The sequence below is a fragment of the Paraburkholderia sp. JPY465 genome, assembly GCF_050436725.1.
GTDB classification, from domain to species: Bacteria; Pseudomonadota; Gammaproteobacteria; order Burkholderiales; family Burkholderiaceae; genus Paraburkholderia; species Paraburkholderia youngii.
This window is the reverse complement of record NZ_JBNDMT010000003.1, coordinates 3,153,434-3,179,952: the sequence shown is the minus strand read 5'-3', so window position 1 is coordinate 3,179,952 and position 26,519 is coordinate 3,153,434. Positions and strand designations below refer to the sequence as shown.

Below are 26,519 nucleotides of genomic sequence, written 5' to 3'. Positions count from 1 at the left end.
GGAGTCAGCAGAGGCCGTAGTAGTCACAGGACAGGTCGATGAGTCCGAAGCTGGTGACGAAGGGCCAAACGGGAAGGAGTGTCCAGCGTCATGTCGATGCGACAGGTACTGCGTCAGAAGCCCGTGCAAGCGGGGCGAGCGGGAGGCACACGCGGTGAAGCTGCGTCTATGCCCGTGAGCGACGAAGCCTGTTGCCCGCGCCATGAATCCGGGGACACAGGGTCAGCGCTGCTGATGGCGGCGCTGACGAGAGAGAACCTGAAGCAGGCATTCAAACGGGTACGGGCCAACAAGGGAGCCGCTGGCGTGGACGGTCTGGACATTGACCAGACGTCGCGCCATCTGGTGACGGCGTGGCCGGCGATCCGTGAACAGTTGCTGAAGGGGACGTACCGGCCCAGCCCGGTACGGCGGGTGACGATCCCGAAACCGGACGGAAGCGAGCGCGAGCTTGGCATCCCGACGGTGACGGACCGGCTGATCCAGCAGGCGCTGCTGCAGGTGCTGCAACCGGTTCTGGACCCCACCTTCAGCGCGCACAGCTATGGTTTCCGGCCCGGACGGCGTGCGCACGATGCGGTGCTTGCCGCGCAGTCGTACGTGCAGTCGGGCCGGCGAATCGTGGTGGACGTTGATCTGGAGAAGTTCTTCGACCGGGTCAACCACGACATCCTGATCGACCGTCTACAGAAACGTATTGGGGACGCCGGGGTGATCCGGCTGATCCGGGCGTATCTGACGAGCGGCATCATGGATGGCGGTGTGGTTCAGCAGCGCGAACAGGGCACGCCGCAGGGCGGGCCGCTATCGCCGTTGCTGGCCAACGTGTTGCTCGACGAGGTGGACAAGGAACTGGAGCGGCGCGGTCACTGCTTCGCGCGCTATGCCGACGACGCGAACGTGTACGTTCGCAGTCGGCGCGCGGGCGAACGGGTGATGGCGTTGCTGCGGCGGCTGTACGGGCGACTGCGTTTGAAGGTCAACGAGACCAAAAGCGCAGTGGCCAGCGTGTTTGGACGCAAGTTCCTGGGCTACAGCTTCTGGGTGGCACCCGGACGCGAGGTCAAGCGCCGCGTGGCGGACAAACCGCTGGCGACGTTTCGGCAACGCATCCGGGAACTGACCGCTCGTTCATGCGGGCGCAGCCTGCGGGAAGTGGTGCGACAGGTACGCGCGTACCTGCTGGGCTGGAAGGCGTACTTCCGTCTGGCGCAGACACCGAAGGTCTGGCGTGAGCTGGACAAGTGGTTGCGTCACCGACTGCGCGCAATCCAGCTCAAGCAGTGGAAGCGCGGTACGACGATGTACCGCGAACTGCGCGCGATGGGCGCCGCCGTTGATGTGGCGCGACGGGTGGCGGCCAACGGCCGTCGCTGGTGGCGCAACAGCGGCAGGCTGCTAAGCAGACTGTTCACGGTGGCGTGGTTCGACCGGCTGGGTTTGCCCCGTCTCTCATGACCTCAACTTCCCGAACCGCCCGGTGCGGACCCGCATGCCGGGTGGTGTGGCAGGGGCGCAGCCCGATGGCTGCCCCCTATGCCGATTGCCGCTTTGCCCGCCAGGCTTGGCCTTCAGGTGTCGGGCTCGTCTTCCTTCAGTGCGAGCGCGCGCGTGTACAGCGCATTGCGCGATGCGCCCGTGAGCGCCGCCGCGACCTTCGCGGCGCTGCTGACCGTCAATTCTTCCAGCAGGATGCCGAGCAGCGCGTCGTGATCGTGCTCGCCGGACGCTTCGGGCGACGCGCCTTCGACCACCAGCACGAATTCGCCCCGTTGCCGGTTCGCATCGGCGGCGAGCCACGCTGGCCCTTCGGCCAGGGTGCCCTGGTGCAGCGCTTCGTGTAATTTCGTCAGTTCCCGCGCGATCAGCAGACGGCGCGTGCCGCCGAACGCATCGGCGAGCGCCTGCACCGTCTCGACGATTCGGTGCGGTGCTTCGTAGAACACCATCGCGTGAGGATGTTGCGCGAGCGCCTGCAAGGCGGCGGCGCGCGCCTTCGGCTTCGGCGGGAGGAAGCCGAGGAACGAGAACGTCGCGACCCAGTCGCCGGTCGCGCTGAGCGCGGTGGCGAGCGCGCTCGCGCCGGGCAGCGGGACCACCGTGAAGCCGGCCTCGCGCACCGCATCGACGAGCTTGGCGCCCGGGTCAGAGATGCCCGGCGTCCCCGCGTCCGACACGTAGGCCACGCGCTCGCCGGCCTGCAGATACTCGATCACGCGCTGCGCGGCGGCGCGCTCGTTGTGCTGATGCACGGCGACGAGCGGCTTCGAGATGCCGTAGCGCGCGAGCAGCTGACCGGTGTTGCGGGTGTCCTCGGCGGCGATGCGATCCGCGAGTCCGAGCACGTGCAGCGCGCGCAGCGTGATGTCGGCGATGTTGCCGATCGGCGTGGCCACCACATACAGCGCGGCGGCGGGGTACTGCTGCCCTTGCGCGAGTTCGGAGAGAGGAGTCATGACACGGAAGACACAAACAGACGGAACGAGGCCGACATTGTGCCATGTGGGCTTGCGCGAGCAGGGCGCGGCGAGGACTGCGCAAAAGACGCCCATCAACGCCAGCCCAAAAGCCGCTCACAACTTTTCCTGCGCGCACCAGTCCAAATCCGTCGGCGCCGCTTTCGAAGCACGCGCACAAGAATTTTTGCAGCGTCAGCGTCTGTGCTTCGTCGCACGCAACGTGACGTGTCGAGGCGGCGAGATCGATCTCGTCATGAGCGATCGCGACGGCGCGCTGGTGTTCGTCGAAGTTCGCGCGCGTGCGCAGCGGCATTACGGCGGTGCGGCCGCGAGCATCGGTTGGCAGAAGCGGCAGCGCATCGTGCGGGCGGCGCGCCACTATCTCGCGACTCGCGCCGCGACGAACCGCGCCCCGCGCGACGAACCCGCGTGCCGTTTCGACGTCGTCGCGTTCGAGAGCGGCAGGCTCGTGTGGTTGCGCGATGCGTTTCGCGCCGACGAACTCTGACGGCTCACGCGGACAACGCGCGTGAGTGCGATAAACTTGCGCTCGCGTGCCGCGCGAGCTCATCGGCGGCCACAGCCTGGCAGTATGACTTCACAACACGGCCGCAGAGTGCGGTCCATTCGCGGTAGAAGATAGAGACTCGATGTCAGTCGAACGCATCCAACAACACTTCCGCGACAGCGCGGCAGTCAAACTCGAAGCCCTCGAAACCCTGTCGATGCCGATCGCCGCCGCGATCGACACGATGTTCGCCGCGCTCGCCAACGGCAATCGCATCCTCGCGTGCGGCAATGGTGGTTCGGCCGCTGACGCGCAGCATTTCGCGGCCGAGCTGATCGGCCGCTTCGAGCGCGAGCGGCCAGGCCTGCCGGCCATTGCGCTCAGCACCGACACCTCAGTGCTCACCGCGATCGCCAACGACTATTCGTTCGAACAGATTTACGCGAAGCAAGTCTGGGCTCTGGGTCAGCCCGGCGACGTGTTGCTCGCGATCACCACATCCGGCAATTCCACGAACGTGCTCGCCGCGATCGAAGCGGCGCACGAGCGCGAAATGATCGTCGTCGCACTGACCGGCAAGGGCGGCGGACGCGCGCAGGAAGTATTGAGCGACACCGACATCCACGTATGCGTGCCGTCCGAGCGCACCGCGCGCATCCAGGAAGTGCACCTGCTGACCATCCATTGCCTTTGCGACGGCATCGATGCCATGTTGCTCGGCGAAGACTGAGACTGATTTCGAAGGAGAGCTAGTTGATGAGCGCATTCCGCATCAAGAAGACACTGGTGAGAACCGTGCTCGTGGTCGGGTTCGCGGCGGGACTGTCGGCCACGCTGCAAGGCTGCTTTCTCGCCGTCGGGGCCGCGGCGGGTGGCGGCGCGCTGATGGCGACCGACCGTCGCACGCTCGGCGCGCAGACCGAGGATCGCGAGATTCAGGTGAAGGCGCTGTCGCAGATCAGCCAGAATCTGCCGGACTCCGCACACGTGAACGTCACGGTGTTCAACCGCCGCGTGCTGCTGACCGGCGAGGTCGCGGGCGAAGTGTCGAAGCAGCGTGCCGAGAGCATCGTGCGGAACCTGAACAACGTGAATACGATCGTCAATGAACTGGCGATCATGCCGGCGAGTTCATTCTCGTCGCGCACCAACGACACCTACCTCGAAACGCGCGTGAAGACCGCGCTGATCGCCGAGAAGAACATTTCGGCGAACAACTTCAAGGTCGTGGCCGAGCGCGGCAACGTCTATCTGATGGGCCTCGTCACGATGGATGAGGGCAAAATCGGCGCTGATGTCACGAGCCGCGTGCCTGGGGTCGTGCAGGTCGTCAAGGTGTTCCAGTACATCCAGCCGCAGGAAGCGGAGGCCGCTGCTGCCGCTACCGCGACGGCGCCGGTGCCCGCCTCGCAGCCCGAGGTTAGTGAGCCTACTGTCGGCGCGATTCCCGATTCGGGGGTGAGCGCGCGGCCGCTCGATCAGCAGGCGCCTGCGCCAGTCAATTCGTCGACGGCGGTGCGGCCGGGTAATCCGAAGGCGGTGCCTTGATGCGGGGTGTGACGCGTGGGGGTGTTGTCTTCGCGCTGGTGGTCGGTGCGATGGCGGGCATGATGACGTCGGTTGCTTGCGCGGCTGAGGCCGCACTACGCGGCCAGCAGGTCGCCGCGGCGAATGCGTGCATGGGCTGTCACGCGGTGGATCGCAAGTTGGTTGGTCCGTCGTTTCAGCAAATCGCCGCGAAGTACAAAGGCGACGCGCAGGCGCCGGCCAAACTCGCTCGCAAGGTGAAGGACGGCGGCTCCGGCGTATGGGGCATGATTCCGATGCCGGCCCATCAATCGATGAGCGATGCAGATATTCGCACGGTGGTTGATTGGGTGCTCGCCGGCGCGCCGTCCAGATGAGGTTTTCCCGGAGCGGGAGGCTTGGCAAAAGGGAAAATGGCTGTGCTAGAATTATTTTCGTTGGGGGGGTAGCTCAGCTGGGAGAGCGTCGCGTTCGCAATGCGAAGGTCGGGAGTTCGATCCTCCTCCTCTCCACCAAACTGAAGTCTGACGAAATCCAGTGAAGGCCGGAAGCTCCTTATTCCATAAGGCTTCCGGCCTTTTTTACGTCCAGGTTCGTCCAACGACACCTGTGGCATTTTAGCGAAAGTCGGGGCAGCATATGGGGCATGGGCCTCTGCCTCCGGCCCGGGATGCCCCCAAATGGCCCTCACCGATGTCGCCGTCCGGAACGCCAGAGCCACTGGCAAAATCCAGCGTATCTGGGACGGGGGCGGCCTGTATCTCGAGGTCACGCCAGGCGGGTCGAAGCTCTGGCGGCTGAAGTACCGTTTCGACGGCAAGGAAAAACGGCTGTCGTTCGGACGGTATCCGGAAGTCAGTCTGAAAGACGCACGGGAAAAGCGTGACGAGGCGCGCAAACTCCTGGCGGACGACACTGACCCGAGCGAGCACAGGAAGGCCACCAGGGCGGCGCGGCTCGCCAGTGCGGCCAACAACTTCGAAGCCGTCGCGCGTGAATGGTTCGAGCGCATGATGGCCGACAAGGCGAAATCGCACAAGGACAAGGTCCTTGCGCGGCTCGAGAATGACCTCTTCCCGTGGGTCGGCAAACGCCCCATATCGGAAATCACCGCCCCCGAGATACTTGCATGCCTGCGGCGAATTGAGCAGCGCGGTGCCCGCGACACGGCGCATCGCGCGATGCAGAACTGCTCCGCGGTTTTCCGGTACGCCGTGATTACCGGGAAGGCGCAGAGCAATCCGGCCGAGCATCTCCGAGGTGCCCTGCCACCAGCAAGACCCGGGCACTTTGCTGCTGTAACCGAGCCCGAGATGGTTGGCCCGCTGCTGCGCAAGATGGACGATGTGGACGCCACCTTTCCCGTCAAGTGCGCGCTCAGGCTGGCGCCGTATCTGTTTTGCCGGCCAATCGAATTGCGTTCGATGCGCTGGAATGAGGTCCATCTCGACGCGGCGGAATGGCGCTATATCGTGCGCAAGACGCAAACGCCGCATCTGGTCCCGCTGGCATCCCAGGTCGTCGCCATCCTGCGCGAGCTGCAGCCGCTGACGGGGCGGTGGGACTACGTCTTCCCGGGCCGACACGACAAGACGCAGCCGATGTCGGGCAACACCGTGAACGTTGCCCTGCGACGCGCAGGTATCAGCACACGTGACGAGCAGACCGGGCACGGCTTCCGGGCCATGGCTCGCACCATCCTGCACGAGCGGCTCGGCATCCGGCCAGAAGTCATCGAGCATCAGCTGGCGCATAGACCCCCGACCCGCTCGGCACCGCCTACAACCGCACGAAATTTCTCGAGGAGCGGAGAAAAATGATGCAGGAATGGGCGGACTTTTTGGATGAACTTCGCGAAAACTCGGTTGAAACTGGTGATAAGTTACCATAAATTCGCCTAAATCGTACAAAAAGCACTTGACGGTGCGGAGGGCGGCCGGCGATACTTCCTCCGTCGTCACTGGACGACAGGCGGCCGGTAAGCCCTGCTCCAGCCGCTTCCAGGAAAAATTGAGGCAGTATCTGCACGGCCGGTCCGTGCATTGAGGACATATCTCCTGGGGCTGTTCGCTTTACATGGAGATAGTCACATGCAAACCTTGCATGACTCCGTAATGCGCTCGACGAATGTCGTGGCGCTGTTCCCTGTTCAACATCCGGTTGCAGTTGAGCGCGGTGCTCGCCGTCCGCTCACGGACGTCGCCATCAAGAACGCGAAGCCGCGTAACAGACCGTACCGGATGTACGACTCGCTGGGCCTGTACCTCGAGGTGACCACCGGGGGGGCGAAGCTCTGGCGGCTGAAGTACCGCTTCGCGGGCAAAGAGAAGCGAATCTCGTTAGGCAAGTACCCGATAACCGGCCTGGAGAAGGCGCGGAAAAGACGGGACGCTGCGCGCGAGCTCCTCAGCGATGGCGTGGACCCGAGCGCCGATAGACAAGCCACCGAGGCCGCGAAGCTCGAAAATGCCGCGAATACCTTTGAGGCCGTCGCCCGCGACTGGTTCGAGCGGTTGATGTCCAGCAAGGCAAGGTCGCACCGGGACAAGGTGATTGCGCGTCTCGAAAACGACATCTTCCCGTGGCTGGGCAAGCGGCCCATCGCGGACATCACCGCCCCCGAGGTGCTGGCCTGCCTTCGACGCATCGAGGACCGCGGCGCCAAAGACACCGCACACCGGGCGAAACAGAACTGTTCTCAGGTATTCAACTACGCCGTCGCCTGCGGCCGGGCGCAGAACAACCCCACAGTACACCTGGGCGGCGCGCTGGCACCGGCCAGGCCCGGTCACTTTGCGGCCGTGACCGACCCGGCGGACGTCGGCCCCTTGCTTCGTGCGATGGAGGCGGTCAGTGCAACATTCCCGGTCAAATGCGCCCTGAGGATTGCGCCCTACGTCTTCTGTCGGCCGGGCGAGCTCCGGACCATGCGCTGGAAGGACATCGACCTGGACAGGGGGGAGTGGAATTACATTCCGGAAAAGCGGGAAGCGGATGCTGGCGCTGGTTCCCATCCTGTTTTTCATCTGGTTCCGCTGGCGACGCAGGTCATCGCCATCTTGCGTGAGTTGCATCGGCTTACCGGACGCCACGAGTACGTCTTCCCCGGGGTCGCGGACAGGAAGAAGCCAATGTCTGGCGGCACAGTGAACGCTGCCCTACGTCGCGCGGGTTACAGCACTCGCACGCAACACACGGGGCACGGCTTCCGCGCGATGGCGCGGACCATCCTGCACGAAGGTCTGGGCTTCGCACCGGAGGTGATTGAGCATCAACTTGTAGAGCGTCAAGCATAAAGTCCGGCCGTGTTGCCTCACGGGATGATGTTACTCCCGGGTAATTGTCAGTCTCTGGTTGTTTGCGATGACGGCTGGCGCTGCGTAGCGGCGCCAGCCGTCATCGCGTCGGCATCGCCGAGTATCCGCGTCACCAGTTCTCTGGCACGGTTCGATCGCCATGCCTTCACGCGGCGCTGCAAGGTGCGCAGCTGCGCGCCGGAATACATGGTGGGAGCCATTGAAGTGAGACGCTCATGGAGCTTTTGCGCGGTAATGCCGGGCTCCGCTTCGAGCCACTGCTGTATCTTCGGCCAGGTATGCTCGAACGGATCTTCCCGGGTACGCCAGTCATGGGGGACGCGCGCTTTTCGATGATGCGTCGGCCGGACCTCTCCGGCCTGCCACGCCGTTCCAAGACTCACCAGGAAATCCGCGAGTGGAACTTGACCGGATGGCTTTGTCTCTGTCGGCGCCGCTCCGGAAGCACTGCATTCGGCGACACGCTGCTGGGCCTCGCGCATTCGACGTAAGAGATCCAGTGGGTCGAGCGCTCTGAACTGGGCGCGCAGTCTGCGTTTGGTTGCCTCTGACACCGAAGCAGAACGCAGCACGCGCTCGAGCGGCGTCAAGGGCGCCTCATAGCGCTTTGTCACCTTCGCGCCGTGACGGGTCTTCGATTTCAGCTTGAATGACGGCTGGAAGAAGTTGATGTACAGCCGCGACACCTCGTAGAGGGAAGCAAGGGTTGCCGTGGCTTCGAGGCCGCGTAACCTGCCATAGCCAACGAGGCGACGCACGATGGCGCCATTCTTTTGCTCGACCCACGCCTGATCGTTTTTCTTGTAGGCACGTGAGCGTCGCGCCGCGGTGCTGGCACGCGTTGATCATCGCGTTCAGGTTGCCGGCGCCGTCGCGCGAGATGATCAGCGGCTGGCGGCCCGCCCGCATCGTCAGGAAATCGTTCTTGTTGGCGATCTCGCTTTCGTGGCACGCATATATCCAGGCCTTCTCGAAGATGTGCTCCATTTCGAGCGAGAACAGCTCGGGCTCCGCAAACATTTCGCGGGCAATCCGGTACACCCCTTCCGCCGGGCGAAAGTCCAGACAGCCGCTAACGAATTCGCGCCATTCGGAGGCGCTGCGCTTCTCGCTCATGATGTCTCCCTCCTTGTGTCCAATCGTTTGAACGTGACAGGCTCGATTGAATACCCAAGTGAAGAGGCCAACTATCCAGCCAATATGCATTTGCTATCCGAATAATCTGGATGGCGCCTGGATAATCTGGCGATCGGGCGCAGACCCCCGCGGGCAAGAATCTGCCTATGCAAACGTTTGCCAATGCGTCATGTCTGTTACGCTAACGTTTTCGTAGGTCGCGTAATTGACGGTATTGCCGGGACGCGGCCACCTCTTCACGCGCGACTTTCAGCGCAAGTCAAAAACCAAAAACGCATGGTGACGCGCGGACCGAACAACGTGATTGCGATCAGTGTCTTGCTGGCCGGCGCGATCCTCGCGATCGCCGTGTCGCTGCTCGCACAGATGCGCGAAGACGCGTTGCGGCGCGCGCAGGACTCCATCGGCAACATATCCCTGCTGGTCCAACGCGACGTGTCGCGCAATCTCGAGATTTACGACCTGTCGCTGCGCGCGGTGATCGACGGACTCAAGCAGCCGGGCGTGCTCGATCTGCCGCCGGCGATCCGCCAGATGGTGCTGTTCGACGGCGCGATCAGCGCACAGGACATGGGCTCGGTATTTGTGCTCGACGAGAACGGCAACGTGCGTTTCGATTCACGCGCGTGGCCGCCACGCGAACACAGCCACGCTGACCGCGATTACTTCAAGGTTCAGCGCGCTTCGCCCGACGTCGGCCTGTACATCAGCCGCCCGTTCAACCAGAGCGGCACCGACGAGGACCTGCGCATCGCGCTGAGCCGGCGCATCTCGAGACCCGACGGCAGCTTCGGCGGCGTGGTGGTCGGCACGCTGCGGCTCACGTATTTCCATCGGCTGTTCGACGGCATGAAGCTCGGGCCGAGCGGCTCGATGGCATTGATGCTCAGCGACGGCACGATGCTGATGCGCCGTCCCTACGATCCGAAAACGATCGGCATCAACCTGACCGGCACGGCCAACTTCTCGCGCTTCGTCAAGCATCCGAGCGGCGACTTCTTCGGCACCGCGGCGATCGACCGCGTCGAGCGCTGGTACGCGTTCCGCCACATCGACGGCTTTCCGCTGATCCTCGACGTCGCGTTGTCCACGCGCGACATCTACGTTCAATGGCGGCGGCGCGCATGGATCATCGGCACGCTGATCGTCGCGCTCGACGTGACGATCATCGCGCTCGCGATCCTGTTCTCACGCCAGTTGCGTCTGCGCCGCGCGGCCGAGGAAGAGCTGCGCGAACTGGCGCGCACGGACGGGCTGACCGGCCTGAACAACCGCCGCACGTTCGAGGAGCACGTGATCGACGAATGGCGACGCGCGCAGCGCAACGGCAGGCCGCTGTCGCTGCTGTTGATCGATGTCGACAACTTCAAAGGCTTCAACGACCTGTACGGTCATTCGGCCGGCGACGAAGCGCTGATCGGCGTCGCGCGCTGCATCGCGCAGAACGTGCGGCGTCCGGGCGACACGGCCGCGCGGTTCGGTGGCGAGGAGTTCGCGGTGCTGCTGCCGGACACGGATGCGGCGGGCGCGCAGCGGATCGCCGAGCAGATTCGCGCGGCGGTGCAGGCGCTGCAATGCCGCCATGTGGCCAGCACGCATCACGTGCTGACGGTGAGCGCGGGAGCGGCCACCGCTCAGGGCGCGGCGTTCGCGACCAGCCGCGCGCTGGTCGACGCCGCCGACCAGGCGCTGTATCGCGCGAAGGATGCCGGTCGCAATCGGGTGATGGCGTACGGCGCGACGATGGGCGACTCTTCGCCGGCCAGCGCCGCTGTGACGCCGGATATCGACGCGCGCGGCGCGGAGTGACGCGCACCCGAGCCGTGCTTGTCAACCCGCTTCATGGCCTGCTTCATGGCCTGCTTCATGGCCCGCTTCATAGCCTGCTTGCCAGCCCTTATCGCTCTCCGTAAACTCGCGCGTAACTTCGCCGGACCCACGCCGCAGCGCGTGATCGGCATACACCACGCCGACCCTGAGGAGAATCCCCGCGATGGCCGCATCCTATTTCCCCCGCTGGCGCCGCCAGCCTGCCGCCGCCGAGGGCGGCATCGTCGGCATCGACGAACGGCTCGGCTGGCCGCAGATGTTCGCGATGGGCGTCCAGCACGTCGTCGCAATGTTCGGCTCGACCGTGCTCGCACCGCTGCTGATGGGCTTCGATCCGAACCTGGCCATCTTCATGTCGGGCATCGGCACGCTGCTGTTCTTCGTGCTCGTCGGCGGGCGCGTGCCGAGCTACCTCGGTTCGAGCTTCGCGTTCATCGGTCTCGTGATCGCGGTGACCGGCTACGGTGGACACGGCGCGAACCCGAACATTCCGGTCGCGTTGGGCGGCATCATCGCGTGCGGTGTTGCGTACGGGGTGATCGGGCTGATCGTGTCGGCGGTCGGCACGGCCTGGATCGAAACGCTGATGCCGCCGGTCGTGACCGGCGCGATCGTCTGCGTGATCGGTCTAAATCTCGCGCCGATCGCGGTGCATGGCGTGAGCGGCAGTAATTTCGAATCGTGGATGGCGCTCGTCACGGTGCTGTGCGTCGGCGCGGTCGCGGTGTTCACGCGCGGCATGCTGCAGCGTCTGCTCATCCTGATCGGCCTGCTGCTCGCCTACGTCATCTACGCGATCGTCACGAACGGCCTCGGCATGGGCAAGCCGATCGATTTCTCGATCGTCCAGAACGCCGCGTGGTTCGGCATGCCGCACTTCATGTCGCCGGTGTTCGACCCGCACGCGATGACGCTGCTCGCGCCGATCGCGGTGATCCTCGTCGCCGAAAACCTCGGCCACATCAAGGCCGTCAGCGCGATGACGGGACAGAACCTCGACCGTTACATCGGCCGCGCGTTTCTCGGCGACGCGCTCGCGACGGTCGTATCGGGCTTCGCGGGCGGCACCGGCGTGACCACATACGCGGAAAACATCGGCGTGATGGCGGTCACGAAGATCTATTCGACGCTGGTGTTCGTGATCGCCGCGTTGATCGCGCTCGTGCTCGGCTTCTCGCCGAAGTTCGGCGCGGTGATCCAGACGATTCCGGGGCCGGTGCTGGGCGGCGTGTCGATCGTCGTGTTCGGGCTGATCGCGGTGACGGGCGCGCGCATCTGGGTCGTCAACAAGGTCGACTTCTCCGATAACCGCAATCTGATCGTCGCGGCCGTCACGCTCGTGCTCGGCGCCGGCGACTTCTCGCTGAAGCTCGGCAGCTTCGGGCTTGGCGGCATCGGCACCGCGACGTTCGGCGCGATCATTCTGTACGCGCTGTTGAGAAGGAAGCCGACGCAAGGGCCGGTGGCCTGAGCGTCTCTCATCGGCACCGGCATTTCAAGCGCCGGTGCCGAGCTTGATCCAGCAGCGAACTCCTACCTTTTGCGCGCGGTCAGCGCCGTCTCCGACAGATCCACCTCGCGCATCAGCTTGTTCATCGTCTCGTCGTTGATGCGCTGGGAGTCGCGCAAATCGAGCAGCGTCTTGCGCTCGGCGCGCATCGCCGCGAGCTTCATGCGGAATTCGAGCGCATCGGCACGGCGCGCGAGTTCGCGTGGCGCCTGGTCGTCGTCGAGTGATGCAAGGCGGCGGCGGTACAGGTCCATCACGCGCGCGGTCACATCGGTCGCATAGGCCTGAGCCGATTCCTCGAGGTCCGCGCACTCGGTGTCGTGCAGATGATCGATCGCGCGAATCGCCGATTGCGCGGCCAGCGTGCGCGCGAGCGCTTCTTCTGCCGCATGCGGGTCCTTGCCGCGCCGCCAGCCGCGCAGCAGCAGCGGCAACGCGACGACCGCCACCAGCAGCGACAGCAGGATCACGCCCGACGCGATGAAGATCGCGAGGTCGCGTCCCGGCAGCGGCGTGCCGTTAGGCAGCACCTCCGGCAGCGACAGCACGCCCGCGAGCGTCACTGCGCCGCGCACGCCGGCTACCGTCGTCACCGACACCATGCGCAACCCCGGCACCGCGTTCGCGACACCGTGTTTCGTCGCGCCGCGGCTCGCGAACCAGCGCAGCAGCCACACCCACGCGAAGCGCATCGCGTATAGCGCGAGCGCCACCGCAACGATATAGCCGATCAGCAGCACGACCTGCGCGTCGTTGGTTTCGTGCGCATCGAGCAGCGCGCGGCCGAGGATGTGCGGAAACTGCAGGCCGAGCATGATGAACACCATGCCGTTGAACACGAACTCGATCATCGTCCACGTGCTCGTGGCCCGCACGCGTGAGGCGACCTGCCACTTTTCCGTGATGCTCGCGTAATTCATCATCATGCCGGCGGAGACCGCGGCGAGAATTCCCGACAGCTCGAAGCGCTCGGCGGTCAGATAGGCGGCGAACGGAATCAGCAGCGTCATCACGACGCCCGGCGCGGGATCGCCTTCCTCGGTGAGATTCAGGAAACGCGCGGACACGAAGCTGAACACCGCACTCACCGCTGCGCCGACCGCGAGGCCGCCTACCGCGATGACCACGAAGCTCACCGACGCCGCACGCAGCGAGAACGCCCCGGTCAGCGCAGCGGCGATCGCGAACTTCAGCGCGACGAGGCCCGACGCGTCGTTCATCAGCGCCTCGCCTTCGAGGATATGCATCAGCTGCCCAGGAATCTTGCCCTTGCCGGCGATACCCGACAGCGCGACCGCGTCGGTCGGCGACAGCACTGCGGCGAGCGCGAACGCGACCGGCAGCGAGATCTGCGGCACCAGCACGTGCACGAAGTGACCGACGACCAGCACCGTCATGAACACGAGACCGAGCGCGAGCATCAGGATCGCGCGGCGCGCCATGAAGAACTCGCGCTTCGGAATGCGCCAGCCATCCGCGAACAGCAGCGGCGGAATGAACAGCAGCATGAAGATCTCCGGATCGAACGCGACGTGCAGATCGAGGCGAGGCCATGCGAGGATCGCGCCGATCGCGATCTGCACGAGGGGCAACGGCAGCTTGAACGGCAGCGCGCGGGTCAGCACACCGGACGCGGCGACGGCCAGTAGCAGGATCAGAACGGTGAAGACTATTTCCATCGTGAATTCCGGGTGGATGAAGGGGGCCATCCGCGCACCGCATCGGTGCGCGCCACGCCCCCGGGCGGCGCACGAACACTGTCGCCGGTGCAATCTTTCGGGCGAATTACAGCACAGTGTGCGCCAGCGTGCGCATGGACCTTGCTTAACCGGTAACGATGACGCACATTTGAGAGACGGTGTCGGTCTAGTTGCCGTTCGCGTTCTGACCGGCCGGTTCTCGCGTGAGAGGATTGCATGACGACTGCGCAACAGGACAGGGCGGCAAGCGTGCCGCACGGCTTCGAGGTCGAGGTGACCTCGGGCCTTCGACGCTATTCGGTGCAGCACGGCGAACTGACGCTGACTAGCGTGTTCCAGCCGATTTTCAGTTTGTCGCACCTGCGCGCGGTTGGCTACGAGGGCTTGCTGCGCGCGCACGACGCGCTCGATCGCGCGGTGTCGCCGCTCGACGTATTCGGCGAGGCCGCGCGCCTCGGCGACGCGCTGCAGATCGACCGGCTCGCGCAGACGTTGCATCTAGAGAACTTCAAGGTGCTCGGCGCGGAGCGCGAATGGTTGTTCCTGAACGTGCATCCGGGCGTGCTGACCGACCCGTATCTCGCGGCCGCTTTGCTGGCCAATCTGCGGCGGCTCGATCTGTCGCCGCGGCGTGTCGTGCTCGAAGTGCTCGAGCAGCGCGCCGAAGATCTCGATCGACTCGCCGACGCGGTGCGCGAGTTCCGCGAGCGCGGCTTCCTGATCGCGCTCGATGATTTCGGTGCCGGCCATTCGAACATCGAGCGGATCTGGCAACTGAATCCCGATATCGTGAAGCTCGACCGCATCATGCTGTCGCACGCCGCGCATCGCGCCGACATGGCGACGATCCTGCCGGGGCTCGTGTCGCTGCTGCATGAGGCGGGCAAGCTCGTGCTGATCGAGGGCGTCGAGACTGAGCACGAAGCTCAAATGGCGCTCGCCTGCAATGCGGACTTCGTGCAGGGGTTTTTCTTCGGCCGGCCGAGTCCCGGTATTGCCGATGCGATCCACACGGCGATTTGCATCGGCGAAGTCACCGAGCGTTATCGCGCGCAGGCCGAGGCGCGCGAGCGGCGCAGCGCGATCCGGCTCGCGCCGTATCTGCGCGCGTTCGAGCGCGCCGCGGAGCGTCTCGCCGCCGGAGAGCCGCTCGACGAGGTGTGCTGGAATTTCCTCGCGCTCGATCACGCGGCGCGCTGTTTTCTGCTCGATGCGAAGGGCCGCCAGGCTGGCCGCAACGTCGTGCTGCGCGCCGATCGCGCGGCGCACGAAACGCGCTTTCTGCCGCTCGCCGACGCGCAGGGCGCGAACTGGCTGCGTCGGCCGTACTTCAGCGTCGCGATCAATGCGCCGGAGCGCGTGCACGTGACGCGGCCGTATCTGTCGATCAACGAGGCGTTGCCGTGCGTGACGCTGTCGGTGGCGACGCGCGTCGGCAGCGAGACCTGCGTGCTGTGCGGCGATATCGATTGGGTCGAGGACGAACGCGGCGCGCGCATCTGACATGATGTCGTTTTAATCGAAATCAGCCTGCGCTCATGTCCGTGCTGCTCGAAGTGATTGCCACGACCGTCGCCGATGCGCGCGCTGCCGCGCAAGCCGGAGCCGACCGTCTCGAACTCGTGACCGCGATGGGCGAGGGCGGTCTGACGCCGAGTGTGGGCTTGATCGAGGCGGTGGTAGCCGCGGTCCGCATCCCCGTGAACGTGATCGTGCGGCCGCATAGCCGCTCGTTCGTCTACGACGCCGACGATTACGCGGTGATGCTGCGCGACATCCGTGCGGTGAAGGCGGCGGGCGCGAACGGCATCGTGATCGGCATGCTGGATGCCGAGCGCGCGATCGACCGTGAAGGTCTCGCGCGCGCGTGCGAAGCTGCCGATGGACTCGCGATCACGTTCCATCGCGCGTTCGATGAAGCGCGCGATCTGCGCGAAGCGCTCGATGTATTGCTCGGTTTCGACGCGGTGACGAACGTGCTGACGTCGGGCGGAAAGCCGTCGGTGCTGCAGGCGCAAGCCGTGGTCAGCGAGCTGGTGCGGCAGGCTGAAGGCTCGCCGTGCACGGTGCTCGCCGGTGCCGGCTTGACGGTCGATGCGGTCGCGGACTTCGTGAGCAACACGCACGTCGAGGCCGTCCATTTCGGCTCCGGCGTGCGGGTGAACGGCAACGGACTCGCGCCCGTCGATCCGGCGAAAGTGATGCAGGTGAGGGCGCTGCTCGACGCGACGTAAAACCGAGCAGCGCAACGAACGTACTTACTTCGCGACCACCACCGGAATGCCGCGCAATTGCCCGGCGCCCTTCATTTCCTCGAGCGACTTCTTCACCGCGACACCCGTCGCAGCATCGATGCCGAGGCGCGCGGCGAGGTCGCGTTCACCACGCTTGACCCCCGCCAGATTCGCCAGCTTCACGTGCCCATAACCGCGTACGCGCGCATGCAGTTCAGCGAGTTTCGCGACGTCGTCGAGATGGCTCGCGTCGAGTTTTGCCAGCGCGCGTTGCAGCGTGGTTTCGTAATCGCTCGCGAGTTCGCGCTCCATCTTGCGCTCGAGTGTGCGGCCGAACGGATCGAGCGCCGTGCCGCGAAGACCTCGCCATTTCGCGAGCAGGCCGAGCACGGGCCACATCCACTGACCATAGGTCTTCTTCGTGGGCACGGCGCCGGGCTGCGCGCGCGTAAGCGTCGGCGGCGCGAGGTTGAAGCGGATCGTGAAGTCCTTGCCGGCAGCGCCCTCGAACTGCGCTTCGAGCGCTTCGCGGAACGCGGCATCCGTATGCAGACGTGCGACTTCGTACTCATCCTTCACCGCGAGCAGCCGATAGAACGTCGTCGCGACTGCACGTGTCACCCGCTCGCTCGTCTTATCGACGGCCGTTTCCGCGCGGCGAGCCGTATCGACTAGCGTGCGATAGCGCTTCACGTAAGCGGCACCGCCATACGCGAGCAGACGTGCTTCACGATGCGCGATCAGCTCGTCGAGCGTATCGACCCGCACGCCCGGCTTCGGCGCATGGCGCGACTGCCACAGCGATTCGAGCGCGGCCGGATCAGCCGCGGCCATGCGCCCGATCGAAAACGCGAGCTGGTTCATCTGCACGGCGACGTTGTTCAGTTCGATCGCGCGCATCATCGCGGCGAACGATACCGGCACCAAACCGAGCTGCCACGCGAAACCGAGCATCAGAATGTTCGCGCCGATCGTGTCCCCGAGAAAACGCGTAGCGAGCGCTTGCGCGTCGCACGTCGACATGCGCTCTGCACCGGCCGCGTGACGCATCTTGTCGATCAGCGCGTCGGCATGCAGCGTCGCGTCCGGGTTCTGCACGAAGCTCGCGTTCGGAATCGCATGCGTGTTGACGACGATGCGCGTGCGGCCATGCCGCACCGTCTGCAGCGCATCGGCGCTCGCGCCGACCACCATGTCGCAGGCGAGCAGCACGTCGGCCTGCTGCGTGTCGATGCGCACCTGGTTCAGCCATTCGTCGCGCGCGGCAAAACGCACGAACGACAGCACCGCGCCGCCCTTTTGCGCGAAGCCCATGAAGTCGAGCACCGACGCGCTCTTGCCTTCGAGGTGCGCGGCCATGCTGATCAATGCGCCGACCGTCACGACACCGGTGCCGCCGACTCCGGTGACGAGGATGTCGTACGGCGCGGCATCGAGTGGCGTCGCGGGAATCGGCAAGGCGTTGACTTGGGCGGCGAGCGCCTGCGGATCGAAGGCGACGCCCGCGGCCTTTTTCAGCGTGCCGCCTTCGACGGTGACGAAGCTCGGGCAAAAGCCGTTCACGCACGAGTAGTCCTTGTTGCACGACGACTGATCGATGCGGCGCTTGCGACCGAGCGCGGTTTCCACCGGTTCCACCGACAAACAGTTCGACTGCACGCCGCAATCGCCGCAGCCTTCGCAGACTTCTTCGTTGATGAAGAGCCGCTTGTTCGGATCGGGGAACTCGCCTTTCTTGCGACGACGGCGTTTTTCGGCCGCGCAGGTCTGGTCGTAGATCAGCACGGTCACGCCGTCAGTGTCGCGCAACTCGCGCTGCACCGCGTCCATCTCGCTGCGATGGTGAAACGTCGTGCCCTGCGGAAACTGGCCGTGATGGCCGTCGTATTTCTCGGGCTCGTCGCTGACCACGACGAAACGCGACACGCCCTCGGCTTCGACCTGTCGCGCGATCTGCGGCACGGAGATGCTGCCGTCGACGGGCTGGCCGCCCGTCATCGCGACCGCGTCGTTATAGAGGATCTTGTAGGTGATCGTCGCTTTCGCCGCGACCGCCTGGCGGATCGCGAGAATGCCCGAGTGAAAATAGGTGCCGTCGCCGAGATTCTGGAATACGTGGCGGGTCTTCGTGAACATCGAATGCGCGGCCCAGTCGACGCCTTCGCCGCCCATCTGAATCAGCCCGGTCGTATCGCGCTCCATCCACGACGCCATGAAGTGACAGCCGATGCCGGCCTGCGCGATCGAACCGTCCGGCACTTTCGTCGACGTGTTGTGCGGACAGCCGGAGCAGAAGTACGGCGTGCGCTTCACGCTGTCCGCCGCGTTCGACAGGATCTGCGGCGCGACCAGATCGACGACGCGTTCGCGGCGATCGAGCGCCGGCTTGTGCTTCGCGAGCCAGTTCGCGAACACCGGCAGGATGCGCGACGGCCGCAATTCGCCGAGCGACGACAGCAGCAACGTGCCATCTTCGGCGTGCTTGCCGATCACGACCGGCCGCGTGCCTTGCGTGCGGTTGTACAGATAGTCCTTGATCTGCTGCTCGATCACGGGGCCCTTCTCTTCGATCACGAGCACTTCGGACAGGCCCGATACGAACGCGTCGATGCGTGTCATCTCCAGCGGAAACGACAGCCCGACCTTGTAGATGCGCACGCCGGCCGCGTCGAGATCGGCGACCGTCAGATCGAGCCGGCGCAGCGCTTCCATCAGATCGAGATGCGCCTTGCCGCACGTGACGATGCCGACGTTCGCGTGCGGGCTCGGCGCGATCCATTTGTCGATGCTGTTGATGCGCGCAATCCGGCGCACCGCGTCGAGCTTCGCGTGCAGACGCGCTTCGATCGTCAGGCTCGGCAGATCGGGCCAGCGGTTGTGCAAACCGCCGGCTGGTGCTTCGAATTCCTGCGGCGGTGCCCATTCGGTTTGCAGCGCGTCGAGATCGACGGTCGAGCCCGATTCGACGGTCTCCGAAATCGCCTTGTAGCCGACCCACGCGCCCGAGAAGCGCGACAACGCCCAGCCGTACAGGCCGAATTCGAGCATGTCCGCGATGTTCGACGGATTCACCACCGGCATATGCCACGCCATCATCGCGAAGTCGCTCTGATGCGGCATCGACGACGACACACAGCCGTGATCGTCGCCCGCGACCACCAGCACGCCGCCGTGCGGCGACGAGCCGTACGCGTTGCCGTGCTTCAGCGCATCGCCCGCGCGGTCGACGCCCGGGCCCTTGCCGTACCACATCGCGAATACGCCGTCGACGGTGCGCTCGGGATCGGCTTCGACGCGCTGCGTGCCGAGCACGGCGGTGCCGCCGAGTTCTTCGTTGATCGCGGGCAGAAAGCGGACGTCGCTCGCAGCGAGCAGTTTTTTCGCCTTCCACAATTGCTGATCGACCATGCCGAGCGGCGAGCCGCGATAGCCGCTGATGAAACCGGCGGTGTTCAGGGCGCGGGTTTTGTCGAGCGCACGCTGCATCAGAGGCAGGCGCACGAGCGCCTGGGTGCCGGTCAGAAAGATCCGGCCGCGCGTCGCGGTGAGATTGTCGGAAAGCTTGTAGTCGGCGAGAGCGGGCGTGCCGTCGATGGGCAGGCGAGCGGTCATGGGGGAGTCTCCAATGTTCTGGCTCGGCGCGCGGGTGGTGGGGTCACCGATACCGCGCAGCGAAAGAGACTCTATTTTTTAGCGCTCGCGGGAGTGAATTATTGCTTCTTTAATCGGGCGTGCGCGAATGGGCGCGATGACTCGCGCGTTTCGGCCCGCTTTTGAGCCGGATTTGCCATGCGGCGGCGCGCTTCGGGTATCCCCTGGGTATCGTGGGGCGTCGAATGGGACTGTGGCTATTGCTACTGCGCGGTGTTCGCCGCGATGTCGGGTTGGAGCGGCGCCGCATCGAGCGGCACGATCTCGTCGAAGTGCGAATAGTCGATGTGGCTCACGCCGTCTTGCTCGCTCATGATGTCGACGAACCGGTGCTGCCAGACGATCTGGTCGCAGGTCCACATGTGGCGCGCCTGCATGGTTTGCGACGTCGATTCGTCGATGCCTTCGAGGGTGAGCAGCAGCGACACATCGCGGCCCTTCAACGATTCGGCGTTTTCGCCGAACAGCGGACTCGCTTCGTCGATGATGTGCATCAGCGTCCAGCCGAGCTTGAACACCGGGTGCTGGTCGCGTACCAGCGTGAGGTCGTAGAGCTTGCGCAGCGTAAAGCCTTCGATCGACGTCTCCAGACGCATGATGCGCAGCCGCGCGCGTGCCTCGGCAATCACGTTCTGACGCGCGTTGGCCGAGCGCACCATCAACGTCATGCGGCCGTCGATCGGCCGGATCACCGCATAGCGCGCGAACATGATCTTGGCGTGTGGCCGCGAAAAGCGCGCGAAGATCAGCCCGGTCGCCAACGCGATGCTGGACATGCCGATGAAGATTTCCAGCGTCGCGATCCAGTGCGCGTAGACGGTTTGCGGATGCATGTCGCCGTAGCCGACCGTGGCGAGCGTTTCGACGCTAAAGAAGAACGCGCCGCCGAAGCCCTTCGGAAACAGATTCGCGATCGGAGCGTCGCCGAGCATGTAGAGCATCGCGAACACGGTGTTGAGCAGCAGGAACAGCAGCGCGAGCGACACGAAGAACACCGGCCAGCGCACGCCGAGCGCGCGGTGATACAGGTCTTGCCACAACGGTGTCGGCATGCCGTGCGCGATCACCACGCGATCGTCGAGACGCATTTCGCGGCTGCCGCGTGGGCGGCGCCTCGGCGCGCTCGTGTCGGTGTCGGGGTCGCCGAGCGTGGAAAAACGGTCTGACGGTTCGGTTGCCATCACGCGCTCGTGGGGATCAATACAGGCACAGCGTAGCATGGCGCGAGAGGGGGTAGAGAGGGGCGAAGCGGCGCCGTTGCCTTGCAGTTTTGCGAATGACATTCAGCATTCCGACGTTATATGACAAGGCTCATGTAGTTGACTGGACCGTGCCGATCAGCTTGATTTACCTCGTCACTAGCATGGTAGTGACGAGGGTTATTTTTATTCGGAAAAGCTATCTCAATTTAAATTGTTTTCGAGATAATCAAATGTCTTGGTTTGTTTTTTTAATTTGCTGTACCATTCCGAAATCAAAATATGATTGAAATAATCTGATATGTCGTGGGATAAGACCGCTGCTGTTAACTATTTGCACTCGAATGCAAGACCAGTGAGCCGTGGAGAATGCGCCCGGTACGTTAGAGAAGCAATTGAGCGAGGCGGAATTGTATTGGCTCGCACCCGGTCCGCGAAAGACTACGGGCTTTCGTTGGCTCACGCTGGGTTTCGTGCGGTATCGACAGCCTCTCCCCAAAAAGGCGATGTAATCGTGATCGACGGCATCCATTTGCATCCGCACGGACATATGGCAACGTACGATGGACAATACTGGATTTCCGATTTCAAGCAGTGGCGTGGCTTCTATCCCGGTTCCGATTACCGGTCCGCACGACCGGATTACAAGATCTATCGCCACGATTGAGGTTGCATCCATGAGAAAATATCTGGCGATTTTTATCGCCGCGCTGTTGCTGATTTTTAACGGCACCTCATATGCAGGAAACGCGACCCACGCCGAACAAGCAACTCCCGAGACCCGCGTAAGAGATTTCTACGCATGGTTCATTCCGCGCCTGGCCGCAGACCGCGACTATCCGATCATGGACAAGGAGATATACAGGCACGTTGCAAAACCAACCGTCGATTTATTACGAAAGCAATATCAGGCCAACAAATTCTCCGAAGATGCGGAGTACTTCACGAAAGTGCAAGACTTCGACGAGAAAGATTGGGCCGGGCATATAGCGGTGCATCCAGTCTTCATGCTCGACAGCGTGGCGCTCATGGCTGTTACGTTCGGCTTGAAAGACAAACAGACCAATATCGTGTTTTTGCGCCAGGAAAACGGAATCTGGAAGATCACCAAAGTCGTCGACACGCTCGACTATCGCTGACAGCTCAGCGTTATCTTGCGTGGCGACGCGCAGCGCTCAAGGCCGCCACGGCGAATCTCGACGCGACCTCAAAAAGCGCGTCGACAACCGCTTACGGAAACACGTGCGGCTTCGGAATCCCCGCGCCGTGCTCGATATCGTCGACGGCCTGCCGATGCGCGCTTTCCACCGCTTCGGCCTGCTCGGCAAAGCCCGCGTCGCCGCCGACCGTGGTCCACGGCTTGACGGGCTTCTCGCGATGACGGATTTCGTATTCCGCGTCCCAGCGCGCGCCGCTCAGCTCGAGCGGACGAACGTGAATCGAATACACGCCGTATTGGAACAGCTGTTCAGACATGATCGCCTCCAGCCGGCCGACCCCGCAGCGGTGCGCCAATGCGCGAGCACGCTGCTGCGCCTTGGTTCGGCCTACAGTTCGATTTCCCCGAGGATTCGATGTGCGAGCGCTTTGGCTTCTTCGAGCGCTTCTCCCGGCGTCGACGACGTCGAGTCGACTTCGTAGAGCGTGGTCTCCTGATCTTCGCTGGGTTCGCCCTCGTCGCGCGCGAGGGTGACGACACCTTGAAAGGCGTCCTGTGCGACTTCTCTTATCGACGCAGTGGCCGTGTAGATCCCTTTTGTGTAGGTGACGTCCTCCATGGCCTCGCTCCTTTTCGCAAAGGTTTCGATATTTTCATCCTAGCACGGCGTGGCGGGATCGGTTCCCGCCCAGGCCGGCTTCGCGCCGCGCGACGTGCTCGACATCCGTCACGCTACGCGCGCCCCAAGGCAGCAGAATTACAGCGCCGCGTTTTACAGCAGCGCGACCACCTCGTCGAGCGTCGGCGCGTGCGCGCCGGCATGGCCGCAAGCCGCAGCGCCTGCGGCGAGCGCGAATGCGAGATGCTCGGGCCACCGGCGTTGCGGCGCGCTCATCAGGCTGAACAGCAGACCGCCGATCGACGCATCGCCCGCGCCGACCGTATCGACTACTTCGACGCGCGGCGGCTTTGCCTCGATCACCGCGGCGCCGTCGAGCAGCATCGCCGTGTCGGGGCCGCGGGTGACGAGCACGGTGGCGGCCGGATTCATCGCGCGCAATTGCGCGAGCGCGGCGGCTTCGTCGCTGGTCTTGAAGAACATGCGCAAGTCTTCGTCCGATACCTTGATCAGATCCGCGAGCGCGGCCATCTGGCGCAAGGTCGGCTCGTAGCCGTGCTCCATCAGATTGCGATAGTTCGGATCGAAGCTGATCTTCACGCCGTGCGAGCGCAACTCGGCGGCGAGCGCCGCGAGCGTATCGCCGAGCGGCTGACGCACGAGGCTGATGCCGCCGAAGTGCGCCCATTTCACTGCGTTCATCCAGCCGGCCGGTAGCCTGGCTGGATCGAACGCGAGGTCGGCGCTGTTCTCGCCCATGAAGAAGTACGCGGGAGGATGCGTCTGATGCACGATCGCGAGCAGCGGCGGGTGCTCGACGCGCTGCAGGAAGCGCATGTCGAGCCCGGCGGCGACGCTCGCGTCCCACAGCTCGTCAGAGAAGTTATCGACGCCCAGCGAGCCCGCGCACGCGGTCGGCAGGCCGAGCCGCGCGACGCAGCGCGCGACGTTCCAGCCGGCGCCGCCCGGACGCGACAGCCAATGCGATGCTCCGGTGCGCACGAGGTCGGTGAGGATGTCACCGGCGGACACGAAAACGGGGAGGTCGGTGGTCGCGCTCATTGTGCTTTCTCCGCTGAAACCGCTGCGGCGGGCGCGGTCGATCCTGCAGACGCGTCTTCGCCGAGCGCATGGGCGAGCACTTCGTAGCACGCGCCCATCGTGTGATAGTCGGTCTTGCCGGCCGGGCTCTTTTCGTCGCTGTACTTGCGGTTGTCGCAAGTCAGGATGCGATACCACGCGCCGTACTTGTGGTCGACGAAATGCGTCCAGCTATAGCGCCAGATCTCGTCGTACCAGTCCCAGAAGCGCTCGTTGCCGGTGCGCTTGCCTAGCAGCGCGGCGGCCGCGAACGTCTCGGCCTGCACCCAGAAGTACTTGTCGTGATCGCACACGGTGCCGTCGGGGCCGAAGCCGTAGTAGAGGCCGCCGTGGTCTTCGTCCCATGCGTGCGTCATCGCGGCGTCGAACAGTTCGATCGCGCGCGGCAGCAGCCACGGCAGCGGACGGAAGCGTTCGAGAATCAGCAGCAGCTTCGCCCATTCGGTTTGATGGCCCGGCTGGAAGCCCCACGGACGGAAGATGTTCGAGCTGTCTTCCTCGTTGTAATGCCAGTCGACCGACCAGTCCGCGCGAAAGTGCTCCCACACGAGTCCTTGCGACAGCTTCGCCTGGCGCAGCGTGATGTTCGACGCGACGCGCTCGGCGCGATCGAGATACACCAGATGACCGGTCGCCTCGTGCGCGGCGAGCAGCGCCTCGGTGGTATGCATGTTCGCGTTCTGCCCGCGATACGTGCTGACGCGCCAGTCGGCCGATGCGTCGTCGGCATAGAGGCCGGCGGCGGGGTCCCAGAAGCGGTGCTCCATCAGTTCAAAGGTCGCGCCGATCATCGGTTTCGCTTCTTCGATGCCGGCCATCGCCGCATGCGAGTATGCGAGCAGCACGAACGCGAGGCCGTAGCAGTGGCGCGTCGCGTCGAGCGTGCGTTTTCTGCCGTCGCGCCATTCGATTTCCCAGTCGTAGCCCTCGTGCTGCGAGTCCCAGTGCGCGTCGCGCAGAAAGCGCAGGCCGTGCCGCGCGTATTCGAGGTGCTTCGGGTCGCCGAACTGCCGGTACGCCATCGCGTAGTTGAACACGTAGCGGCAACTGCTCACCAAATGGCGCGTGGTCCGGTTGTAGACCGAACCGTCGTCGCGGAAGAAGTGGTAGAAGCCGCCGCTCGGGTCGAGCACGTTCGGCGCATAGAAGCGCAGCGTGTCCTCGATGTGCGCGAGCAAAAACTCGCGCTTGCGGAAGCTGGCGACCGGCGGCGCCTTCACGACGTCGGTGAGAGGGTGATGCGGATCGGTTTTCGTCATGGCGTTTTCACCAAAGTACTGGCACGGGCAACGAGTTGAACGGGCAAGCGGACTTCGAGTTCGGCGGGCGAGTCTTCGAGCAGCAGTTCGACGCCGCGTCGGCCGAGCGCTTCCTTGTCGACAGCGATCGTCGATAGCGGCGGGGTCGAGTGGGCGGCGGCGGGAATGTCGTCGAAACCGATGATCGCGATGTCGTCGGGCACGCTCAGACCGCGCGCGAGGCATACGCGCAGCGCGGCGAGCGCGGCGGCATCGTTGAATGCGAATACGGCGTCGGGGCGCGGGCCCGGCGCGTCGAGCAGGCGCTGCATCGCGCGCGCGGCGCCGGTGTCGGGATCGAGCCCGGCGTCGATGGTCACTTCGAGCGACGGGTCGAACAGCAGCCCCGCTTCGAAGAACGCGCGCCGGTAGCCGAGCGCGCGCTCGGCGATGCTGAAGTGCGCGAGCGAGCCGCCGATGAACGCGACGCGCTTGCGCTGCTGCGCGAACAGATGGCGCATCGCGAGGGTGGCGCCGCCGGCGTTGTCGAGATTGACCGAGCGCAGGCCCGGCGACCATAGATCGATCAGCACCAGTGGGCGTTGCATCGCGACCAGCGTGGCGAGCGTTTCGGGCTCGACGAAGCCGGCGATCGCGACGGCGTCGGGCGCGTGCAGGCGCATCTGGTGAATCACGTCCTCGGTCGGCCCGGCGGTGAGCACCGACGGCACGATGCCGCGCTCGCGGCACGCGTCTTCGACGCCGTGCAGCACGTGCGAGAAAAACGGGCTCGCGGCGAAGTTGTTGTGCTGACGATGCAGCAGGAAAGTCAGGCGACGGATGCGCGGACGCAGCTGCGCCGAATCGTAGCCGAGTTGGCGCGCCGCTCGGACGACGCGTTCGCGCGTGGCCTCGGAAAGGCCCGGCTGATTTTTGAGCGCGCGCGACACGGTGCCGATCGAAACGCTGGCCGCGCGGGCGACGTCGCGGATGGTTGTTGCCATCGAATGAAGCTGCCGCGCAAGGCGAGGCAGCACGGGTTCAGGTCGGGCGATTGTATAGTAAAACGCTGCCAAAACAGCCCGCAAAACGTCCGAGCAACACCGGTAAATACCCGTATTTTATGGAGTTGTCTGAAGTTAAAGTGTTTAGTAAAAAAGACTAAACAATAGGTGGGCCGCCGTTTTCGACGTTCATCCAGAATCGTCCTATGCCATCCGGCCGAGGCGACAGCGAGAGCGTTTGCGCGTGAAATAGCGACAACGGCCAATGAAGCGCCAAAAGAAAAAGCCGCCCGAAGGCGGCTTGCTTCACACGATCAAAACGACGC

General features: G+C 64.4%; 21 protein-coding genes, 1 tRNA gene and 2 pseudogenes. 13 read left to right on the top strand and 11 right to left on the bottom strand.

The features are described from left to right. Positions 1–90: 90 nt before the first annotated feature. Positions 91–1,458: a group II intron reverse transcriptase/maturase gene (gene ltrA, locus QFZ94_RS29300; RefSeq protein WP_429456418.1), complete on the top strand. Its 1,368-nt coding sequence runs from the start codon at positions 91–93 to the stop codon at positions 1,456–1,458. A 113-nt stretch (positions 1,459–1,571) separates the two neighbouring features. Here the strand turns inward: ltrA and rsmI are convergent, their stop codons facing one another. Further along, positions 1,572–2,456: a 16S rRNA (cytidine(1402)-2'-O)-methyltransferase gene (rsmI, locus tag QFZ94_RS29295; RefSeq protein ID WP_429461180.1), complete on the bottom strand. Its 885-nt coding sequence runs from the start codon at positions 2,454–2,456 to the stop codon at positions 1,572–1,574. Between the two features lie 37 nt (positions 2,457–2,493). Between rsmI and QFZ94_RS29290 the strand changes: the two genes are divergently transcribed. The 7 genes and pseudogenes from QFZ94_RS29290 to QFZ94_RS29260 all read left to right on the top strand — a co-directional run bounded on the left by QFZ94_RS29290 (position 2,494) and on the right by QFZ94_RS29260 (position 7,790). Next, entirely contained in the window at positions 2,494–2,967 is a 474-nt protein-coding gene (locus QFZ94_RS29290; protein WP_429461949.1) for a YraN family protein, read from the top strand. A gap of 142 nt (positions 2,968–3,109) precedes the next feature. Then, a complete protein-coding gene (locus tag QFZ94_RS29285) occupies positions 3,110–3,697 on the top strand; it encodes a phosphoheptose isomerase (protein ID WP_429461178.1) in 588 nt (195 codons plus the stop codon). A gap of 26 nt (positions 3,698–3,723) precedes the next feature. Then, entirely contained in the window at positions 3,724–4,515 is a 792-nt protein-coding gene (locus tag QFZ94_RS29280) for a BON domain-containing protein (RefSeq protein WP_429461176.1), read from the top strand. Next, positions 4,515–4,871, top strand: coding sequence for a c-type cytochrome (locus QFZ94_RS29275; protein ID WP_368583281.1), 357 nt, complete (start codon positions 4,515–4,517; stop codon positions 4,869–4,871). The genes QFZ94_RS29280 and QFZ94_RS29275 overlap by 1 nt, the downstream gene beginning before the upstream one ends. Before the next feature lie 62 nt (positions 4,872–4,933). Then, a tRNA-Ala gene (locus tag QFZ94_RS29270) sits at positions 4,934–5,009 on the top strand. 165 nt (positions 5,010–5,174) lie between these two features. Beyond that, positions 5,175–6,385, top strand: a pseudogene (locus QFZ94_RS29265) (tyrosine-type recombinase/integrase). 199 nt (positions 6,386–6,584) lie between these two features. After that, entirely contained in the window at positions 6,585–7,790 is a 1,206-nt protein-coding gene (locus QFZ94_RS29260; protein ID WP_429461174.1) for a tyrosine-type recombinase/integrase, read from the top strand. Between the two features lie 47 nt (positions 7,791–7,837). Here QFZ94_RS29260 and QFZ94_RS29255 read toward each other — a convergent pair whose 3' ends face one another. Next, positions 7,838–8,497, bottom strand: coding sequence for a hypothetical protein (locus QFZ94_RS29255; RefSeq protein WP_429461173.1), 660 nt, complete (start codon positions 8,495–8,497; stop codon positions 7,838–7,840). 124 nt (positions 8,498–8,621) lie between these two features. Beyond that, positions 8,622–8,927 (bottom strand): annotated as a pseudogene (locus QFZ94_RS29250) (Rieske 2Fe-2S domain-containing protein); the annotation flags it as partial. 297 nt (positions 8,928–9,224) lie between these two features. On the opposite strand from QFZ94_RS29250, the gene QFZ94_RS29245 reads away from it, so the two are divergent. Both QFZ94_RS29245 and QFZ94_RS29240 read left to right on the top strand, forming a co-directional pair. Then, positions 9,225–10,757, top strand: a complete 1,533-nt coding sequence (locus tag QFZ94_RS29245) for a sensor domain-containing diguanylate cyclase (RefSeq protein WP_429461171.1) — start codon at positions 9,225–9,227, stop codon at positions 10,755–10,757. Positions 10,758–10,941: 184 nt separating this feature from the next. Beyond that, positions 10,942–12,249: a solute carrier family 23 protein gene (locus QFZ94_RS29240; RefSeq protein ID WP_368583284.1), complete on the top strand. Its 1,308-nt coding sequence runs from the start codon at positions 10,942–10,944 to the stop codon at positions 12,247–12,249. A gap of 62 nt (positions 12,250–12,311) precedes the next feature. Here the strand turns inward: QFZ94_RS29240 and QFZ94_RS29235 are convergent, their stop codons facing one another. Beyond that, the gene (locus QFZ94_RS29235; RefSeq protein ID WP_429461168.1) at positions 12,312–13,967 is read right to left on the bottom strand and encodes a Na+/H+ antiporter; all 1,656 of its coding nucleotides are present in this window, start codon (positions 13,965–13,967) and stop codon (positions 12,312–12,314) included. Positions 13,968–14,204: 237 nt separating this feature from the next. Between QFZ94_RS29235 and QFZ94_RS29230 the strand changes: the two genes are divergently transcribed. Both QFZ94_RS29230 and QFZ94_RS29225 read left to right on the top strand, forming a co-directional pair. Then, positions 14,205–15,491 carry an EAL domain-containing protein gene (locus tag QFZ94_RS29230; protein ID WP_368583286.1) on the top strand — a complete coding sequence of 429 codons (1,287 nt, stop codon included), beginning with the start codon at positions 14,205–14,207 and terminating at the stop codon, positions 15,489–15,491. A 35-nt stretch (positions 15,492–15,526) separates the two neighbouring features. Next, a complete protein-coding gene (locus QFZ94_RS29225) occupies positions 15,527–16,222 on the top strand; it encodes a copper homeostasis protein CutC (RefSeq protein WP_429461166.1) in 696 nt (231 codons plus the stop codon). A 24-nt stretch (positions 16,223–16,246) separates the two neighbouring features. On the opposite strand, the gene QFZ94_RS29220 is transcribed toward QFZ94_RS29225, so the two are convergent. Together QFZ94_RS29220 and QFZ94_RS29215 are read right to left on the bottom strand one after the other, a co-directional pair. Then, a complete protein-coding gene (locus QFZ94_RS29220; RefSeq protein WP_429461164.1) occupies positions 16,247–19,834 on the bottom strand; it encodes an indolepyruvate ferredoxin oxidoreductase family protein in 3,588 nt (1,195 codons plus the stop codon). 242 nt (positions 19,835–20,076) lie between these two features. Then, positions 20,077–21,054, bottom strand: coding sequence for an ion channel (locus QFZ94_RS29215; RefSeq protein WP_368583289.1), 978 nt, complete (start codon positions 21,052–21,054; stop codon positions 20,077–20,079). Between the two features lie 581 nt (positions 21,055–21,635). Between QFZ94_RS29215 and QFZ94_RS29210 the strand changes: the two genes are divergently transcribed. Then, complete coding sequence (locus QFZ94_RS29210) at positions 21,636–22,211, top strand: DUF3828 domain-containing protein (protein WP_429461163.1); 576 nt, start codon at positions 21,636–21,638, stop codon at positions 22,209–22,211. Between the two features lie 91 nt (positions 22,212–22,302). On the opposite strand, the gene QFZ94_RS29205 is transcribed toward QFZ94_RS29210, so the two are convergent. From QFZ94_RS29205 to QFZ94_RS29185, 5 genes are all read right to left on the bottom strand, one after another. Continuing rightward, the gene (locus QFZ94_RS29205) at positions 22,303–22,548 is read right to left on the bottom strand and encodes a hypothetical protein (protein WP_410848257.1); all 246 of its coding nucleotides are present in this window, start codon (positions 22,546–22,548) and stop codon (positions 22,303–22,305) included. A 71-nt stretch (positions 22,549–22,619) separates the two neighbouring features. Beyond that, entirely contained in the window at positions 22,620–22,850 is a 231-nt protein-coding gene (locus tag QFZ94_RS29200; RefSeq protein WP_176383813.1) for a hypothetical protein, read from the bottom strand. Positions 22,851–23,003: 153 nt separating this feature from the next. After that, entirely contained in the window at positions 23,004–23,912 is a 909-nt protein-coding gene (locus tag QFZ94_RS29195; RefSeq protein ID WP_429461161.1) for a carbohydrate kinase family protein, read from the bottom strand. After that, positions 23,909–25,210, bottom strand: coding sequence for an AGE family epimerase/isomerase (locus QFZ94_RS29190; RefSeq protein ID WP_429461159.1), 1,302 nt, complete (start codon positions 25,208–25,210; stop codon positions 23,909–23,911). Before QFZ94_RS29190 ends, QFZ94_RS29195 begins: the two co-directional genes overlap by 4 nt. Then, complete coding sequence (locus QFZ94_RS29185; RefSeq protein WP_368624069.1) at positions 25,207–26,193, bottom strand: LacI family DNA-binding transcriptional regulator; 987 nt, start codon at positions 26,191–26,193, stop codon at positions 25,207–25,209. Before QFZ94_RS29185 ends, QFZ94_RS29190 begins: the two co-directional genes overlap by 4 nt. Between the last annotated feature and the right edge of the window lie 326 nt (positions 26,194–26,519).

Coding starts and splice junctions, on each gene's coding strand:
- ltrA (WP_429456418.1), top strand. CDS start 91: ATGTCGATGCGACAGGTACTGCGTCAGAAGCCCGTGCAAGCGGGGCGA.
- QFZ94_RS29285 (WP_429461178.1), top strand. CDS start 3,110: ATGTCAGTCGAACGCATCCAACAACACTTCCGCGACAGCGCGGCAGTC.
- QFZ94_RS29190 (WP_429461159.1), bottom strand. CDS start 25,210: ATGACGAAAACCGATCCGCATCACCCTCTCACCGACGTCGTGAAGGCG.
- QFZ94_RS29235 (WP_429461168.1), bottom strand. CDS start 13,967: ATGGAAATAGTCTTCACCGTTCTGATCCTGCTACTGGCCGTCGCCGCG.
- QFZ94_RS29195 (WP_429461161.1), bottom strand. CDS start 23,912: ATGAGCGCGACCACCGACCTCCCCGTTTTCGTGTCCGCCGGTGACATC.
- QFZ94_RS29230 (WP_368583286.1), top strand. CDS start 14,205: ATGACGACTGCGCAACAGGACAGGGCGGCAAGCGTGCCGCACGGCTTC.
- QFZ94_RS29220 (WP_429461164.1), bottom strand. CDS start 19,834: ATGACCGCTCGCCTGCCCATCGACGGCACGCCCGCTCTCGCCGACTAC.
- QFZ94_RS29245 (WP_429461171.1), top strand. CDS start 9,225: ATGGTGACGCGCGGACCGAACAACGTGATTGCGATCAGTGTCTTGCTG.
- QFZ94_RS29280 (WP_429461176.1), top strand. CDS start 3,724: ATGAGCGCATTCCGCATCAAGAAGACACTGGTGAGAACCGTGCTCGTG.
- QFZ94_RS29215 (WP_368583289.1), bottom strand. CDS start 21,054: ATGGCAACCGAACCGTCAGACCGTTTTTCCACGCTCGGCGACCCCGAC.
- QFZ94_RS29225 (WP_429461166.1), top strand. CDS start 15,527: ATGTCCGTGCTGCTCGAAGTGATTGCCACGACCGTCGCCGATGCGCGC.
- QFZ94_RS29205 (WP_410848257.1), bottom strand. CDS start 22,548: ATGTCTGAACAGCTGTTCCAATACGGCGTGTATTCGATTCACGTTCGT.
- QFZ94_RS29185 (WP_368624069.1), bottom strand. CDS start 26,193: ATGGCAACAACCATCCGCGACGTCGCCCGCGCGGCCAGCGTTTCGATC.
- QFZ94_RS29210 (WP_429461163.1), top strand. CDS start 21,636: ATGGACAATACTGGATTTCCGATTTCAAGCAGTGGCGTGGCTTCTATC.
- QFZ94_RS29240 (WP_368583284.1), top strand. CDS start 10,942: ATGGCCGCATCCTATTTCCCCCGCTGGCGCCGCCAGCCTGCCGCCGCC.
- QFZ94_RS29260 (WP_429461174.1), top strand. CDS start 6,585: ATGCAAACCTTGCATGACTCCGTAATGCGCTCGACGAATGTCGTGGCG.
- QFZ94_RS29200 (WP_176383813.1), bottom strand. CDS start 22,850: ATGGAGGACGTCACCTACACAAAAGGGATCTACACGGCCACTGCGTCG.
- rsmI (WP_429461180.1), bottom strand. CDS start 2,456: ATGACTCCTCTCTCCGAACTCGCGCAAGGGCAGCAGTACCCCGCCGCC.
- QFZ94_RS29275 (WP_368583281.1), top strand. CDS start 4,515: ATGCGGGGTGTGACGCGTGGGGGTGTTGTCTTCGCGCTGGTGGTCGGT.